This is a genomic window from Dyadobacter sp. CY351, from assembly GCF_021502625.1.
GTDB classification, from domain to species: domain Bacteria; phylum Bacteroidota; class Bacteroidia; order Cytophagales; family Spirosomataceae; genus Dyadobacter; species Dyadobacter chenhuakuii.
The window spans coordinates 509,716-523,308 of sequence record NZ_JAKFFU010000003.1 but is presented as its reverse complement, the minus strand read 5'-3'; the positions used below and the strand labels follow the sequence as shown (position 1 = coordinate 523,308).

Here is a 13,593-nt window from a genome sequence, read left to right as displayed (position 1 = left end):
ATAAAAAACGAAAATTTATTTGAGGGTATAATTAAGTTTCAAGTGTAAGCTGCGGCCCGCATTCTGAATGCGGAAGTTGTCATAGATGCGGGCATTCAGGAAATTTTTGGCCTGAAAACCAATAGAAAAGCGCTCTCCGCCGGGATGATAAGTGAACCCTGCCGAATGCAGGCCCTGGTTCGGGATAATGTTGGGCGCATCGAACTTCGCTTTGCCCCATAACCCCAGGAAACCGTCGGGTTCGAGGTTTTTGGGCACGTAATTCAGGTAATATTCCCGCACAAATGTGAAGAAGTAATACAGGTGGATTTTCCCGTTGTTCCCAATGTGGTTAAGCGTGCTGTTCAAACCCAGGTTTGCAAAGAAATAGGGCGTATTGCGCAGCCTGGCCTTTTCAGTCTGCCGGTTTTGCGTGTCAAACAGGCGGAAGTCCTGGTAAGTGAAATTACCATTTGCCCGCAGCCAGCGATTCAGGGACACGGTTAAGTCAGCTTCAAGGCCAAGTCCTTTTACATTTTCAACATTTTGGTTTTGGGTAAACAAAAAATCAATCGGGACTTTCAGGATCAGATCTTTGGTAATGCGGTAAAAAGTGTTGACTTCCAGGCTGTAAGCATTTCTTTTTTCTGTCCGGAAGCCCAGATTGATATTGGTGCTTTTTTCGGGTGTGAGCAGGAAATTGGAGCGATGGAAATTCCCGTCCCCAAACATTTCATCCTGCTCAGGCAAGCGTGTAGCAGCCTCCGCCGAAAACCGCAAAAAAGTATTGCCTGTCAATGCAAACTTCACTGCTTCCGCAATGCCGAAGCTATTTTCGGAAGTGGCCCTGTGTTCGCCAAGCGCAGTTCCGTACATGTCAACATTGATGGTTGACGTATTGTAATGAAAGAACTTCGCAATGAGGTTGTTGGTAAGTTTCCCGTTCAGGAAAACGGATTGAACGCCCGCAGCGCCGATAATTTTGTAGTATTTGGCAGGAAGTGATAAAATATCCTGGCCGGTCCCAGGCAATGTCAACCCCATCGGGTCGGTTCCGGTGCGACCAATGTTCGTTGAAACCACATTAAATTCCACAAGATGATTTTCCGCAGCCTGATAGCTCAAATGGGTCCGTGAAGTGAAATAGGAGAATTTTATGTCGGACAAACTTCCCTGCATGGAAATTTCGCCCAGGCGGGAAGGACTGGGGATAAACCTGCCATACCAGTCGTAAGTGCCTCTTGCTGTGTCGACTTGCGCAGTATGAATGTTGCTGGCGGTGAGGAACTGATCAATCCCGAGCCGGCCAAACTTCTTGCGATAGCGAAGCGTGGGAATCACCGAATGCTGCCTGCTAACCGACGCGCCAAATGGCTGCGACATGCTTGCGCCATATTGATTCTGCCTGTTGATGTGAAACCACGTCACTCCCACACGAAGCTCATCGACCCAGCGCAAATTGGTCAATCCTGCGTAACCTTCTGTATAATAGTTGGTAAACTGATTGTGGAACAAACGCACTGTGGCCGGCGTACGTGCAGCTGTTTCCTGGTCTGTAACAGTGACATCCACTTTATAATTGTTATCGGAGCGGTTTAGGAATGCGTCTGCGCCCACGAAAAAGTGGCGGGTCGTGTCGCTGTATAATGCGTTTAATGATGCCCGGTGGGTGTTAAAGGAGGCAATTTCATAAGATGCTTCCGCATAACGGTAAAGCGACTTTTTGGTAACCATATTCACCGCCCCGCCCAACGCGTCTGCGCCTAACGCAGTCGGTAGTACACCTTTATACACTTCCACGCGTTCGAGCATATTCACCGGCACGAGCGAAATGTTGTATCCAGCGCCCAGATAATCGAGCGGAATGCCGTCACGGAAATTTTTAATGGCGCGGTCCTGAAAACCATTCATCATGAGTCCGGAATTGGAACCTAGTCCGCCCGTCTGCCGAATGCGGATCCCCGCCGAGCGGTTCATGAGTTCAACCAATGATGAAGGTTGCTGCTGAACTGCTTTGGTATTGATCACCTCGGCCTTGATCGGTTGCAGTTTTGCTTGCTGGGTTTCGGATTGCCCCATCACCTGCACCTCCGAAAGCTGGGTTTGGTCGTCGAGCAATGTGAAAGTAATACCACCTTTTCTGATGTCTTTACGGGCAATAGTGCGCGTTAGTTTTTTAAAGCCAATGTGTTGTATGTCAATTTTGTACGACTCCATAGCAGGCACTGTAATCCGGAATGCGCCAAGGCTGTCGGTTAGCGTTCCCTTCACTGTGTTCATCACAGTTACAGAGGCGCCGGGTAAAGGTTTTCCCTGGCCGTCCTGCACAATTCCGGAAATAATAGTTGTTTCCTGACCAGCCGCTGGCAACCGCATAAAAAGCAGCATTATAAATAAAAGTGGAAGGACTGGGAGAGATTTTGTCAACTGTGTATAAATTTGTTAATTAAGACTGTTTAAAAATAAGTGCAAAGCTACGGGTGGGTTGACTCGGGCGGTTAACGCCATATGCACTTTTAATGACGCTAAAAGCAGGAGTTTCGGATGAAAATTTTTTTAGAAAATGATCTTACACACACATCGGAAAGCGATTTCCCTTATCTGCGAATGCATTTCGAAAGCTGCGGCTCACATTCTCTGCTATTTTATCCCGGATCACACAGCAAGGCGAATCTTCTGAAACAGTCTGGTCCGGACAGTATTGAGATTGAGCTTTCGCTCGATTTCCTGAAACGCGTTCTTCATAATGATCTTGAAATCCTACGCGATTTTGGCAAAAACATTGAAATAAATCTGCCTGCGATCATGGGTAACCGGAGCTTTCCGATTACACGTCCTATGAAGCAAATCCTGGCACAAATCGAGGAATGCAGCCTCGCAGGCACATTGCGAAGACTGTTTATTGAAGCAAAAGTCGTTGAGCTGCTCACCTTGCAGATCAGTCAGATCAACGCGTTGCCGGCGGGAAAGAAGGTCTTAAAGAAAATGGACATTGATAAATTGAACGAGGTAAGGGCGCTTTTGCTTGCAAATATTCACAATCCTCATTCCATTGAAGAGCTTTCCAAAACCGCTGGCATTAACCGCACCAAATTGCAGGAAGGTTTTAAAGAATTATTTGGAACGACCATTTTTGGGTTTATCACAGATATCCGTCTCGAAGAAGCCCGGCAAAGAATCCAGGACAGAAGCGATGCAGCTTCGATTGCTGAAATAGCCGCATTGGCAGGATATAAAAATCCGCAGCATTTCACAGCCGCATTCAAGCGTAAATTCGGATTTTTGCCAAAAGACTTAAAAGGATAGCCGGCCGGATGCGGAAAACGAATTCAGACTTACCTTTATAAGCCAGCTATTCAAAGAAATTAGCTTAAATCCATATTGTAATCGAAGTAAAATGGCGGACAAGCAATGGGAAGACCATTACCATTAAAAAGCCGGGCAGCGGTCGGGCGATCACGGCTATTAACGTTAACGGAAAGGAAAATAAAGGTTATTTGATTCCCCACGACCTGTTCAAAAACGGGGGAGAGGTTGAGATCGTTACAAAATAGGAAGGTGTATAAATGGAAAAAGACCATGCTGCTTTAAAGCAACATGGTCTCTTCTCCTGCCGGCGCACCATTCGACTGGGCTTCTATTTCATCGATCATAAAAGCCATCTGCTTCCGGTGCTGCTTCAATGGTGACGTATTAAGGTCTGAATTTTCTGCCAGTTCCAGCAGAACATCGTACTCGGCTATGATTTTATGATGCACGGCAATGATCTCGGCCAGTGCCAGATCAAAGTTACCGTGCCGATTGTCGATCGTGATCGGTTTGCTGTCTGAATCCAGGATACAGGCATCCCGCATGTGGCATTTGAGCGCATCGTAGAAGTTGGCCATTTCCTTTTTGAACAAGGAACAAACCATATAATCCTGGCTTAGCAACTTTCTTAGCGAAAACGGAATTTCCTGCCCCATGGTCACGGTCAACATTTTCTGCTGCGTTTTGTAAAGACGCCAGATTTTGATCACCTGCTTAACAATCGCTTTCACGTTTTCCATAATGAATGAATGTTTTGCAGAAGTCTACAATAATTGTTCCAAAATATTTGATTCTGAATACATTATTGTGCTGGCAGAATAAATTCAATTCGCTTCCACGTGTTTCTTGAAATTATTGAGGATCGCCTGCCAGCCATCCCGCTGCATATCTGCCGGGTTGGTCTGTTCAGCATCAAAAATTTCCGTTACTGTGGTGCTGTCGCCATTTTCTGTGAATGTTACCTGCACTGTTCTACCATCTTCCATACCATATTCGATCACACTTTGCGGAACAACATTGGAATAAACCCCACCAAAGTCGAAGCTGAAACTGCCGTCTTTTGCAGCCATTGTAGTCCTGAATTTGCCGCCGGTGCGGACATCGTTTTCTGCCGACGGCGCATGCCAGTCGTCCGATGCAAAGCACCATTGCGTAATGTGTTCGGGTGCATTAAAGTGTTCCCAAACTTTCGCAACAGGCGCATTAACAGTTGTTTCGACGGTGATTTTTTGAGCTGCGGTTTCCATAATCGTTTTTGGTTTTTTTTAGTGAATTAGTATGTTGCAAAGTTGAAAGAAATCCGGGAAACAAGCAGGTGCCGATTATGACAAATATGCGGGTGCGTTGCGTCAATTGGCAAAAGTGTTTTAAAAAGTCAGGACCGGGTGCCGGAGATTTTCCTGTCAGCCTTGAAGAGCTTTTTGATCTCCGTTTGATGCTTCCCTTTTTTTAGCTCATACGCCAGGGAAATGACAAGTTCTTCTTCGAAATCGTGATGCTGATAAAGATAAAACCGACCATTTTTTAAATCGGCAATTTGCGAATAGATCGTTGCATTGTCAATCGCACGTTGCGCAGTCTTGGACAAGATTTCTTTAAAAAGCGGAACCGAAACCAAATTTTTCCCTAGCAACATTTCGGCCGTATTGTAACGTTGGCAGGGCTCCTGGTTGGCCGTTCCATACTGTAAACTGAAATTGGTAACGGCCTGGTAATTCCTGCGCTGATCCGATTTGCGGATGATGTAGTTAGCGTGAATCAGGGCGTAGTCGCCACTTGCATCTGCCACCAAAACCTGTGCGCGCTCCTGCCAAACCAGATTGAACCGCTTCACCAGACGGATCACTTCGTCCACTGTGGCACATTCTGCCAGTGCTTTATTGACAAAATATCCTTCAAAATCGGGCTTAGCAGCATCACGCTTGATCGGGATTTCCTGCATAAGCGCGGCTGCATCCCAAAATAACCCTTTGTCATTCATGCCGCCTTCCGGGAGCTTTTCCTTTACACCCCAGGTTACAAACCCGTTCTTTTGCTTTTTGCCAGGGTAAAACCATAAAAATGTTTTCAGGGAAGGACTGGAATCTTCATTGTTACCGACCAGTGTGGTTCTGCCATCGGATGCTGTGAATACTGTGCAGGCAAATGTTGGGGTACAAAGGAAAAAGGCAAGGGCTAGCAGCCTGAGTAATTTGAAATTATACATATGATTAGCTTTTTTGTTTACACAAAAGTGTTGTCGTTTGTGGGATGCGGCAGAAGGAAATCTGCGAATGCCGCTTTTCCTGGCAGATCTTACCGATCCTTTCACGCCGGTAGGTTATGGACGAACCATTCTGATGTGCTATTTCAGTCTCTGGGTTTTTGATCGTCTTTTCCAGCACCATCAATATGGCTTGGCCGTGTTGGCGCTCATGATACTTATTGCAATGGATGTGCTGGTCCGCTACATCGTTGAGCAGCTTTTTCTCGGACCTGTTTTCGATATCTGGCAATATCCCAGAGAGATTGGAATCTGGGATTATTTTGGAGAGAATGTATTTTTCAGTGCGTTGGGAATTTTTTTGTGTTTTTTGCTTAAAACCGTCAATGATTATTTTCGCCACGAATCCCTGCGACGTGAGAAACTGGTTATGGAGCTGGCTTATTTGAAAGCCCAGCTTAACCCGCACTTTCTTTTCAACACGATGAACAATCTGTACGGTTTGTCGCTCTCCGAACCAGAACGGACACCGGATGTTATTTTGCGGCTAGGCGAGATGATGCGTTATATGCTGTATGAATCGAATGAAACTCTTGTTCCGGTCGATCGCGAGATCGAATATCTGACTGGATTTATCGAACTGGAAAAATTACGCTATCCCGCAGAAACGTACGTTCACTTTACGTTGGAAGGAAATGTAAACGGGATTATGATAGCGCCCTTGCTCTTTATAACCTTTGTAGAAAACACTTTCAAGCACGGCCAGTTACGAGACCCGGCATTTCCGGTGCATATCAGCCTGTCAATATCAGGCCCATCGTTACGTTTCGAAACAAGCAATCAGATCACATTTCAGAATCGGGATACAGCTGGCGGAATAGGATTAAAAAATGTGGAAAGGAGGTTGGCATTGCTCTATCCCGGCAAACATATGCTCCGGGTCTGGCAGGAAGCAGATCAATTTCATACTTTGCTGGAAATCAATGTAAACGCGGTAAAGGCAGAGTAAATTTAACCCGGGTTAACGCTCAGAACAGTGAACGGACAGGTAATAAGAGCCATAGCGATTGATGACGAACCCATGGCATTGCGGGTGATCGAAAGCCATGCGCATAAGATGAAGCAACTGGATCTTGTCATGACCACAACAAATGCTGTGGAAGGGCTTATTGTCGCTCAAAATCAACATATTGACTTCATTTTCCTGGATATTCAAATGCCCGATTTGACCGGGATCCAGTTTTTGAAACAATTGGCGGGCCAATCAAAAGTGGTTTTAACCACGGCCTACACGCAATATGCGTTGGAAGGATACGACTATGACGTGATCGATTATCTGCTGAAACCCATATCGTTTGACCGTTTCCTGCGCTCGGTTCAGAAAATGCAAAGGTTATTTATAACAAATGAAACAGCCGGTGCTTCCAACATTGCATTGGAAAATCCCACGAAAACCGATTTTGGAGTCATTTTTATAAAAACTGAGCATAAGCTTGTCAAGGTGGATCATCAGGATCTGCTTTACCTGCAAGGCGGCAAAGATTACACGACCGTCGTCACGCGTTCCGAAAAGTTACTCACGCTGACGACCTTGGCTAAATTTGAAGAGAGCCTGCCCGAAGCTTATTTCATGCGCGTACACAAATCCTACCTCGTGGCCCTCACCAAGATTCAGTTTATCGAACGCCAGCGGATTTTTATTGATCATGCTGTCATTCCAATAGGAGATTCTTATAAGGAACATGTATTTAAAAAGATAGGAGGCTAGATTACCACTGGCAAACCCCCGCACTTTCCACTGTTCATAATCGGACACGATCCGTTCTTCTGCGGACAAAAAAATGATTTGAAATAATTAAAAAAGGCTCTCTACGAAGTGCTAAGGCCATTTTCGGTCACTGGCACGTATTTGTACTATAAAATGTAAACTAATAATGCGGGTGTATGCGCCGAACGTATTTGGGAGAGTTTGAAGAACTGGTGTTGCTTATGATCGTGATTCTGGATGGCCAGGCTTATGGCGTGACGGTCAGCCAGGAAATTGAAGAGCATACTGGCCGCGTCGTTACATTCGGCGCGGTCCACAATACCCTGATCCGGCTGGAAGAAAAGGGGTTCGTAACCTCTGAACTGGGTGGAGCAACTACGGAGCGGGGCGGGAGGAGGAAACGGCTGTTCAAAGTTACAGCACTGGGAAGCCGCGCGCTGCAGGACATTCAGCAGCTGCGCAACAAGCTCTGGCATCTGATGCCTGACGGCGCGTTAAAAACAATCGGCTTATGAATGCACCACAGCCTCCACATTGGGCGAAAGTTTTGCTTCGCTGGCTGCACCCGCACAACACGCTCGAAGAAGTGGAAGGAGATCTCGACGAGCTTTACGCTTACTCGGTCCGTCGCAGCGGAAAAACGCAGGCGATACTGCGCTATGTCCTGAATGTAGTTTCCGTCCTGCCGCCATTTGTTCGCCGCCGCCAAAGTAAAACCAACTATGAACAACCATTTTTCCTGAACCCTGCCATGTTAAAAAATTACTTTAAAATCGCCTGGCGCAACATTATCCGCCAAAAAGCTTACTCCATCCTGAACATTGCCGGACTTTCCATCGGCATGGCATGCAGCATTCTCATCCTGCTGTGGGTGCAAAATGAGCTTAGCTATGATCGTTTTCATGCACACGCCAACCGTCTCGTCAGGCTTACCTGCGCGGCAGGTGATTTCAAAGCGGCGGTTAGTCCTGCCGGAATGGCGGGAGGGTTGCGGGCACAAATGCCTCAGATTGAGACTGCCGTAAGGGTCAGCAAGCCGGTTACCAACCTGATGGAAGCAGGTGAGAAGAAGTTTCAGGAAAAGCGCGTCTTTTTCGCGGATTCAAATTTCCTGCAAGTATTTTCTTTCCCCTTGTTAAAAGGAAATGCCGCAACTGCATTGAAAGACCCGGGTGCGCTGCTGATCACGGAGGAGATGGCTAAAAAATATTACGGAAACGGGGAAGCCTTGGGTCAGATCATCCGCATCAACAATAAGGAAAATTTTACCATTGCAGGCATTCTGGCCAATGCACCTGCGAATTCACATTTGCAATTCGACTTCATTATCCCAATGGCAACCCTGGCCAAAACCGACTGGGATTTGCAGAACGACGTTTGGGGGAATTTTAACTTTTATACCTATTTCAAACTGACTGAAAACACCGACATTACGCCTTCCGGTTTCCAAAAATTAGGTGTACAGATCAGCAAGATCCATTTTGCGCACGGTAAGGACAGCGGCCAAACCTTGAAAGTTGATTTCCAGTTGCAGCCATTACAGGATATCCATTTACACTCCAATTTGCAGATTGATTTGCCCGGACATGGTAATGTGCAGTATGTCAATATATTTTTCGTTGTCGCTCTATTCATTCTGGCTGTGGCCTGCATCAACTTCATGAACCTGGCAACGGCACGTTCCGAACGCAGATCGAAGGAAGTCGGATTGCGGAAGGTTGTAGGCGCAGGTCGTTATCAGCTGATTATTCAGTTTTTAGGAGAGTCTCTTATCTTTTCGTTTCTCTCTCTTTTTATCGCCATCGGCATTGTTTTCATTATTCTACCTGTTTTCAAAAATCTTACCGGAAAGGAATTGGGCATTCATTTAACGGATGGGAAATTGTTGGTGAGCCTGGCGGGTATCGCCATTCTTACCGGTCTGATTGCCGGAAGTTATCCTGCGCTTTTCCTGTCAGGATTTGCGCCTGTAAAAGTGCTGAAAGGGAAAATGAGGGTCGCCGGGGGGAATTTGCTGTTCAGGAATGGGCTTGTCGTGACACAGTTCGTCGTGGCTATTGTGCTGCTGGTCGGCACCGCTGTGGTTTACAAACAATTGAATTTTATCAAAAACCGTAATCTTGGTTTTGACAAATCAAGTCTCCTTTACATGCCGATGACGGGCGACATCTGGGCAAAGCAACAAACATTAAAAACCACATTAGCCCAGAATCCGATGACAGAAAATTTTTCAATTGTTTCGGACCTCCCGACGGCGCTTATTTCCGGCTCGACAGATGTTGTGTGGGACGGGCAGACTGCGAACAACCAGATCGTCATTCCATCATTGAATGTTGATGAAAATTTCACATCGGTTTTTAAAACCAAAATCCTGGCAGGACGTAGTTTTTCCAGCGAATTCAAAAGTGACAGTGCCAATTATGTGATCAATGAAAAAGCCATGCAGATCATGGGCATGAACATTCAGAACGCTGTCGGGAAGAACCTTGCGATGTCAGATGAGAAGGGAACGATTATCGGGGTTGTGAAAGACTTTCATTTCAAATCGCTTCAATACGCGATGGAACCGCTGATACTGCGGCTGAATAAATGGGGAGGCGTGGTTGTGGTCCGTACAAAGCCGGGCAGCACGGAAGCGGCCATCAGCGAGCTGGGAAAGATCAGTCAGCAACTCAATCCGGCCTATCCCTTCACATATGGTTTTCTGGATAAAGACCTCGACAACCTGTACCAGAGCGAGAAGCAAATGGGCAGCATTTTCAATCTTTTCGCCGGACTGGCCATTTTCATCTCGTGCCTTGGACTTTACGGCTTATCTGCATTCATGGCCGAACAGCGGAAAAAAGAAATCGGCGTACGAAAAGTGCTTGGAGCAACTGTAACCGGCGTAGTGGCATTGCTCTCACAGGATTTTCTTAAATTAATACTTATTGCCATCATTGTAGCGTCTCCCATTGCCTGGTATGCAATGGACAGCTGGTTACAGGATTTTGCTTATCAAACGACCATGGATTGGTGGGTGTTTGTACTAGCCGGGTTAATCGCCGCCTCCATTGCATTGCTGACCGTCAGTTTCCAGAGCATTAAGGCAGCATTGATGAACCCGGTCAAAAGTTTGCGGAGTGAATAAGATGGTGCTGTGATATTCTTTTTTTCAGGATAAAAGTTTTGGATTGATAGCTGGTGCGGTTTCGTCGGGTACGATAATTGTTAACCCCACCGCAGAAAACCGGTCATCAATTCAAAACTAAAAGATCATGAAGAAAGATTATCCATTTTTAAAAGCATTCAGGCTCGGGACAGTCCTGACAATAATGCTGGCATCGCTGGTTGTCAGCTGCAAAGACGGCGATAGCTTATGGGATTCGATCATCCCGGAAACAGACGAAGAACCGACGTCTACACAGATTGAAGGTTACGTATTTTATCCAGCCGTACAAGGCGCGACCGATGCGAACATTGCCCAGCTTCGTGTTCCCGCAGGGTTTAAGATCAACAAATTTGCTGACGGCGTTGGTAAACCAAGGATTTTGGTTGCTGATGCGAACGGGCACATTTATGCATCCGATCGCGAAGCCGGAATTGTGATGTTGCTGACAGATGCCAACAATGACGGTGTTTCGGATGGCGTAAAAACAGTCGCTACCATTAAGCAGGCACACGGACTTTCATTGCACAAGGGTAAAATGTACATTGTGGCAGTTAGAGAAGTATATGTCGCCGATGTGAATGGCGACGGAACATTGGGAGTTCCCAAAATCCTGATTGACGATCTGCCTGACGGAGGCCAGCATCCCAACCGGACGATTGCGTTTGGTCCTGATAACAAAATGTACATTTCAGTCGGCAGCACCTGTAACTCCTGTCCTGAACCAAATCCCGAAAACGCAACGATGTTGAGGGCGGAGGAAGATGGCTCGAACAGGAAAATATTTGCAAAAGGACTTCGTAATACAATCGGTTATGCCTGGCATCCCGAAACCAACGCGCTTTGGGGAATGGACCACGGCATCGACTGGCTTGGAGACGATGAGCAGAAGGAAGAGGTGAACCAGATCGCGCAGGGAGCGGATTACGGCTGGCCGTACATTTACGGTGAAGGTAAATACAACCCCGGCGATCGCCCGAAAGGGGATACGACTTACAAGCAATATCTTCAAAAAACCACACTTCCCGCACTGACTTATCAGGCACATTCAGCGCCGATGGCCATGGCCTTTTATTCAGGTGCAATGTTCCCGGGTGAGTATAAAAATGATGCGTTTGTTGCCATGCGCGGCTCCTGGAACAGAAGTGAGCCAGTAGGGTATAAGATCGTAAGGATGCATTTCGAAAATGGGAAACCCGTAAGATTTGACGACTTCGTGACAGGCTTTATCGTGAACAACAACAAAGCGCATTTCGGTCGCTTGGTGGGAGTTACGGTTCACAAGGATGGCTCGCTGCTGTTTTCTGATGATACCAATGGCGTGATCTACCGGGTTTCTTACCAGTAAATAATGGCCTGTTTGGCTCGCTGGAACGGTTTTTAGATAAATCATTTATTGATCAACAACGATAAATAATATGAAACCTGAAATCAAAAGTCTTGCTGGTGGACTGGCCGGTGCCCTGGTCCTTAATATCATTCATGAAGTAGCCAAGAGAATGTCACCAAAAGCACCCAGGATTGATAAGGTAGGGGAGGAAGCGTTAACCAAATCTTTGCATGCGGTGGGAGCACCTGCTCCAACCGGAAAGGCGCTGTTTGGTACAACATTGGCGGCAGACCTGGCGAGCAATGCCATGTATTATGCCATGATTGGAAAAGGATCCAAAGAACATTTGATGCTTCGCGGCGCGGGTTATGGTCTTTTTGCAGGCTTGGGTGCTGTGGGCCTTACACAAAAACTTGGGTTGAGCGACAAGCCTGTTACCAAAACAACAGAAACGAAAGTAATGACGGTTGCCTGGTATTTGCTAGGAGGGCTTGTAGCAGCATTTGTAATTCAGAAAGTGGGAGAAATGGAAGATTCAAAAGGCGATCTTCTGCCGATTTGAAATACTTTGATACCAAAAAAGAATGGCCTCGAATATTTACATTCAAGGCCATTCTTTTTTGGCTATCATTGGTTTTGAAACTAACTCAGTTTCCAACTGGGTCTTTCAAAATGGCAGGTATATCCTCCCGGATGTTTTTGCAGGTAATCCTGATGTTCTTCTTCTGCATTCCAAAAATCACCCGCAGGAACAACTTCCGTCACGATTTTTCCAGGCCAGATCCCCGATGCCTCCATTTCGGCGATCAATGTTTCGGCAACTTCCCGTTGCGTTTCGTCAAGGTAAAAAATAGCTGAACGATAAGAAGTCCCTATGTCATTACCTTGCCTATTCTTTGTGGTCGGATCGTGGATCAGGAAAAAATATTCAAGAAGCGCGCGATAACTTAGTTTTTCAGGATCGTATACGATCTCGATTCCTTCCGCATGTGTTCCATGACTCCGGTAAGTCGCATTAGGAACGTCGCCGCCTGTATATCCTACCACTGTTGAAATAACGCCTGGCTGCTGTCTGAAAAGTTCTTCTACTCCCCAGAAGCAACCACCTGCCAAAATGGCTTTTTCAGTACTCATATATTCCGATTTTAATGTTGCAAATGCACAGCAACAATTCCGTGCCGTTTATTGCAGAACAGTTTTTTGACAGGATTCGATCACCCACCGCCTACTTTTACCTGGTCGGGATCTTCATTATAGCCGCCGGAACGGTCCGTCATGTTTTCTGCACTTTTAACATTATCCTGGGCAGTTGCATCCTGACCAGCATTATCAGACTGAGCGTTAACATTCACCTCGCCGGAGTTTTGTGCGTCCGAGTCCGTTTTCCCGGTGCCGGAAGAAAGATACGATTCCAGATCGTCCAGGCCCTTTTCCCAGCCTTCTTCATGGGGTTTCAGAAATTCAGGACCGGAAAATCCTTCCTGCACAACTTTCAATTTGCTGCCTTCACCATCAGGGGAAAATGTGATATCCAGTTTATAACCACTTTCAGATCCTTCATCACTCATATTCCAGACCCATGAGTAGGCCAGCTTCTCGTTTGGAACAACTTCACTGTAAGTCCCTGTAATTTCCAAACCTGAATCGCCCACGTAATATTCTACTGCGCCGCCTTCTTTCAGCTCATTTTTGACATCCGTAAGCGAAGCGCCCATCGGGTGCCACCATTGTTTCAAATGTTCCGCCTCAGTCCAGGCTTTAAAAAGTTCTTCCACACTTACATTAAATTGTCGCTCAATTTCAATCACATGTGTTTTTTGCTCCGAATCCATAATCTTTCATTTTTTAGTTTGTTG

Annotated in this window: 13 protein-coding genes; 7 read left to right on the top strand and 6 right to left on the bottom strand. The window is 46.3% G+C overall.

Annotated elements, in window-relative coordinates; genetic code table 11:
• Positions 1 to 15: 15 nt before the first annotated feature.
• Positions 16 to 2,355: a TonB-dependent receptor gene (locus tag L0660_RS07720; RefSeq protein WP_235158963.1), complete on the bottom strand. Its 2,340-nt coding sequence runs from the start codon at positions 2,353 to 2,355 to the stop codon at positions 16 to 18.
• 168 nt (positions 2,356 to 2,523) lie between these two features.
• Here L0660_RS07720 and L0660_RS07715 point away from each other — a divergent pair, with 168 nt between their 5' ends.
• Entirely contained in the window at positions 2,524 to 3,285 is a 762-nt protein-coding gene (locus L0660_RS07715; protein WP_235158962.1) for an AraC family transcriptional regulator, read from the top strand.
• 281 nt (positions 3,286 to 3,566) lie between these two features.
• Here the strand turns inward: L0660_RS07715 and L0660_RS07710 are convergent, their stop codons facing one another.
• From L0660_RS07710 to L0660_RS07700, 3 genes are all read right to left on the bottom strand, one after another.
• On the bottom strand, positions 3,567 to 4,028 hold the full coding sequence (locus L0660_RS07710) for a hypothetical protein (RefSeq protein WP_233798622.1): 462 nt from the start codon (positions 4,026 to 4,028) through the stop codon (positions 3,567 to 3,569).
• 84 nt (positions 4,029 to 4,112) lie between these two features.
• Positions 4,113 to 4,535, bottom strand: a complete 423-nt coding sequence (locus tag L0660_RS07705) for an SRPBCC family protein (RefSeq protein ID WP_235158961.1) — start codon at positions 4,533 to 4,535, stop codon at positions 4,113 to 4,115.
• Positions 4,536 to 4,663: 128 nt separating this feature from the next.
• A complete protein-coding gene (locus L0660_RS07700; protein WP_235158960.1) occupies positions 4,664 to 5,494 on the bottom strand; it encodes a carcinine hydrolase/isopenicillin-N N-acyltransferase family protein in 831 nt (276 codons plus the stop codon).
• A gap of 37 nt (positions 5,495 to 5,531) precedes the next feature.
• On the opposite strand from L0660_RS07700, the gene L0660_RS07695 reads away from it, so the two are divergent.
• The 6 genes from L0660_RS07695 (at position 5,532) to L0660_RS07670 (ending at position 12,299) form a co-directional block, all read left to right on the top strand.
• Entirely contained in the window at positions 5,532 to 6,500 is a 969-nt protein-coding gene (locus L0660_RS07695) for a sensor histidine kinase (protein ID WP_235158959.1), read from the top strand.
• A 27-nt stretch (positions 6,501 to 6,527) separates the two neighbouring features.
• Entirely contained in the window at positions 6,528 to 7,259 is a 732-nt protein-coding gene (locus L0660_RS26210) for a LytTR family DNA-binding domain-containing protein (protein WP_235158958.1), read from the top strand.
• Positions 7,260 to 7,435: 176 nt separating this feature from the next.
• Positions 7,436 to 7,774, top strand: a complete 339-nt coding sequence (locus L0660_RS07685) for a PadR family transcriptional regulator (RefSeq protein WP_233798617.1) — start codon at positions 7,436 to 7,438, stop codon at positions 7,772 to 7,774.
• Positions 7,771 to 10,389 (top strand): ABC transporter permease, encoded by a 2,619-nt coding sequence (locus L0660_RS07680; RefSeq protein ID WP_235158957.1) that lies wholly within the window; start codon positions 7,771 to 7,773, stop codon positions 10,387 to 10,389. The genes L0660_RS07685 and L0660_RS07680 overlap by 4 nt, the downstream gene beginning before the upstream one ends.
• Before the next feature lie 127 nt (positions 10,390 to 10,516).
• Positions 10,517 to 11,755 (top strand): sorbosone dehydrogenase family protein, encoded by a 1,239-nt coding sequence (locus L0660_RS07675; RefSeq protein WP_235158956.1) that lies wholly within the window; start codon positions 10,517 to 10,519, stop codon positions 11,753 to 11,755.
• Between the two features lie 70 nt (positions 11,756 to 11,825).
• A complete protein-coding gene (locus tag L0660_RS07670) occupies positions 11,826 to 12,299 on the top strand; it encodes a hypothetical protein (protein WP_233798614.1) in 474 nt (157 codons plus the stop codon).
• Positions 12,300 to 12,379: 80 nt separating this feature from the next.
• On the opposite strand, the gene msrA is transcribed toward L0660_RS07670, so the two are convergent.
• A complete protein-coding gene (gene msrA / locus L0660_RS07665) occupies positions 12,380 to 12,871 on the bottom strand; it encodes a peptide-methionine (S)-S-oxide reductase MsrA (RefSeq protein WP_235158955.1) in 492 nt (163 codons plus the stop codon).
• A gap of 80 nt (positions 12,872 to 12,951) precedes the next feature.
• A complete protein-coding gene (locus L0660_RS07660; protein WP_235158954.1) occupies positions 12,952 to 13,569 on the bottom strand; it encodes an SRPBCC domain-containing protein in 618 nt (205 codons plus the stop codon).
• Positions 13,570 to 13,593 lie beyond the last annotated feature (24 nt).

Bases quoted from the DNA above. Each gene is read 5' to 3' on its own strand.
- L0660_RS07720 (WP_235158963.1), bottom strand. From the start codon at position 2,355: ATGCGGTTGCCAGCGGCTGGTCAGGAAACAACTATTATTTCCGGAATT.
- L0660_RS07715 (WP_235158962.1), top strand. From the start codon at position 2,524: ATGAAAATTTTTTTAGAAAATGATCTTACACACACATCGGAAAGCGAT.
- L0660_RS07710 (WP_233798622.1), bottom strand. From the start codon at position 4,028: ATGGAAAACGTGAAAGCGATTGTTAAGCAGGTGATCAAAATCTGGCGT.
- L0660_RS07705 (WP_235158961.1), bottom strand. From the start codon at position 4,535: ATGGAAACCGCAGCTCAAAAAATCACCGTCGAAACAACTGTTAATGCG.
- L0660_RS07700 (WP_235158960.1), bottom strand. From the start codon at position 5,494: ATGTATAATTTCAAATTACTCAGGCTGCTAGCCCTTGCCTTTTTCCTT.
- L0660_RS07685 (WP_233798617.1), top strand. From the start codon at position 7,436: ATGCGCCGAACGTATTTGGGAGAGTTTGAAGAACTGGTGTTGCTTATG.
- L0660_RS07680 (WP_235158957.1), top strand. From the start codon at position 7,771: ATGAATGCACCACAGCCTCCACATTGGGCGAAAGTTTTGCTTCGCTGG.
- L0660_RS07675 (WP_235158956.1), top strand. From the start codon at position 10,517: ATGAAGAAAGATTATCCATTTTTAAAAGCATTCAGGCTCGGGACAGTC.
- L0660_RS07670 (WP_233798614.1), top strand. From the start codon at position 11,826: ATGAAACCTGAAATCAAAAGTCTTGCTGGTGGACTGGCCGGTGCCCTG.
- msrA (WP_235158955.1), bottom strand. From the start codon at position 12,871: ATGAGTACTGAAAAAGCCATTTTGGCAGGTGGTTGCTTCTGGGGAGTA.
- L0660_RS07660 (WP_235158954.1), bottom strand. From the start codon at position 13,569: ATGGATTCGGAGCAAAAAACACATGTGATTGAAATTGAGCGACAATTT.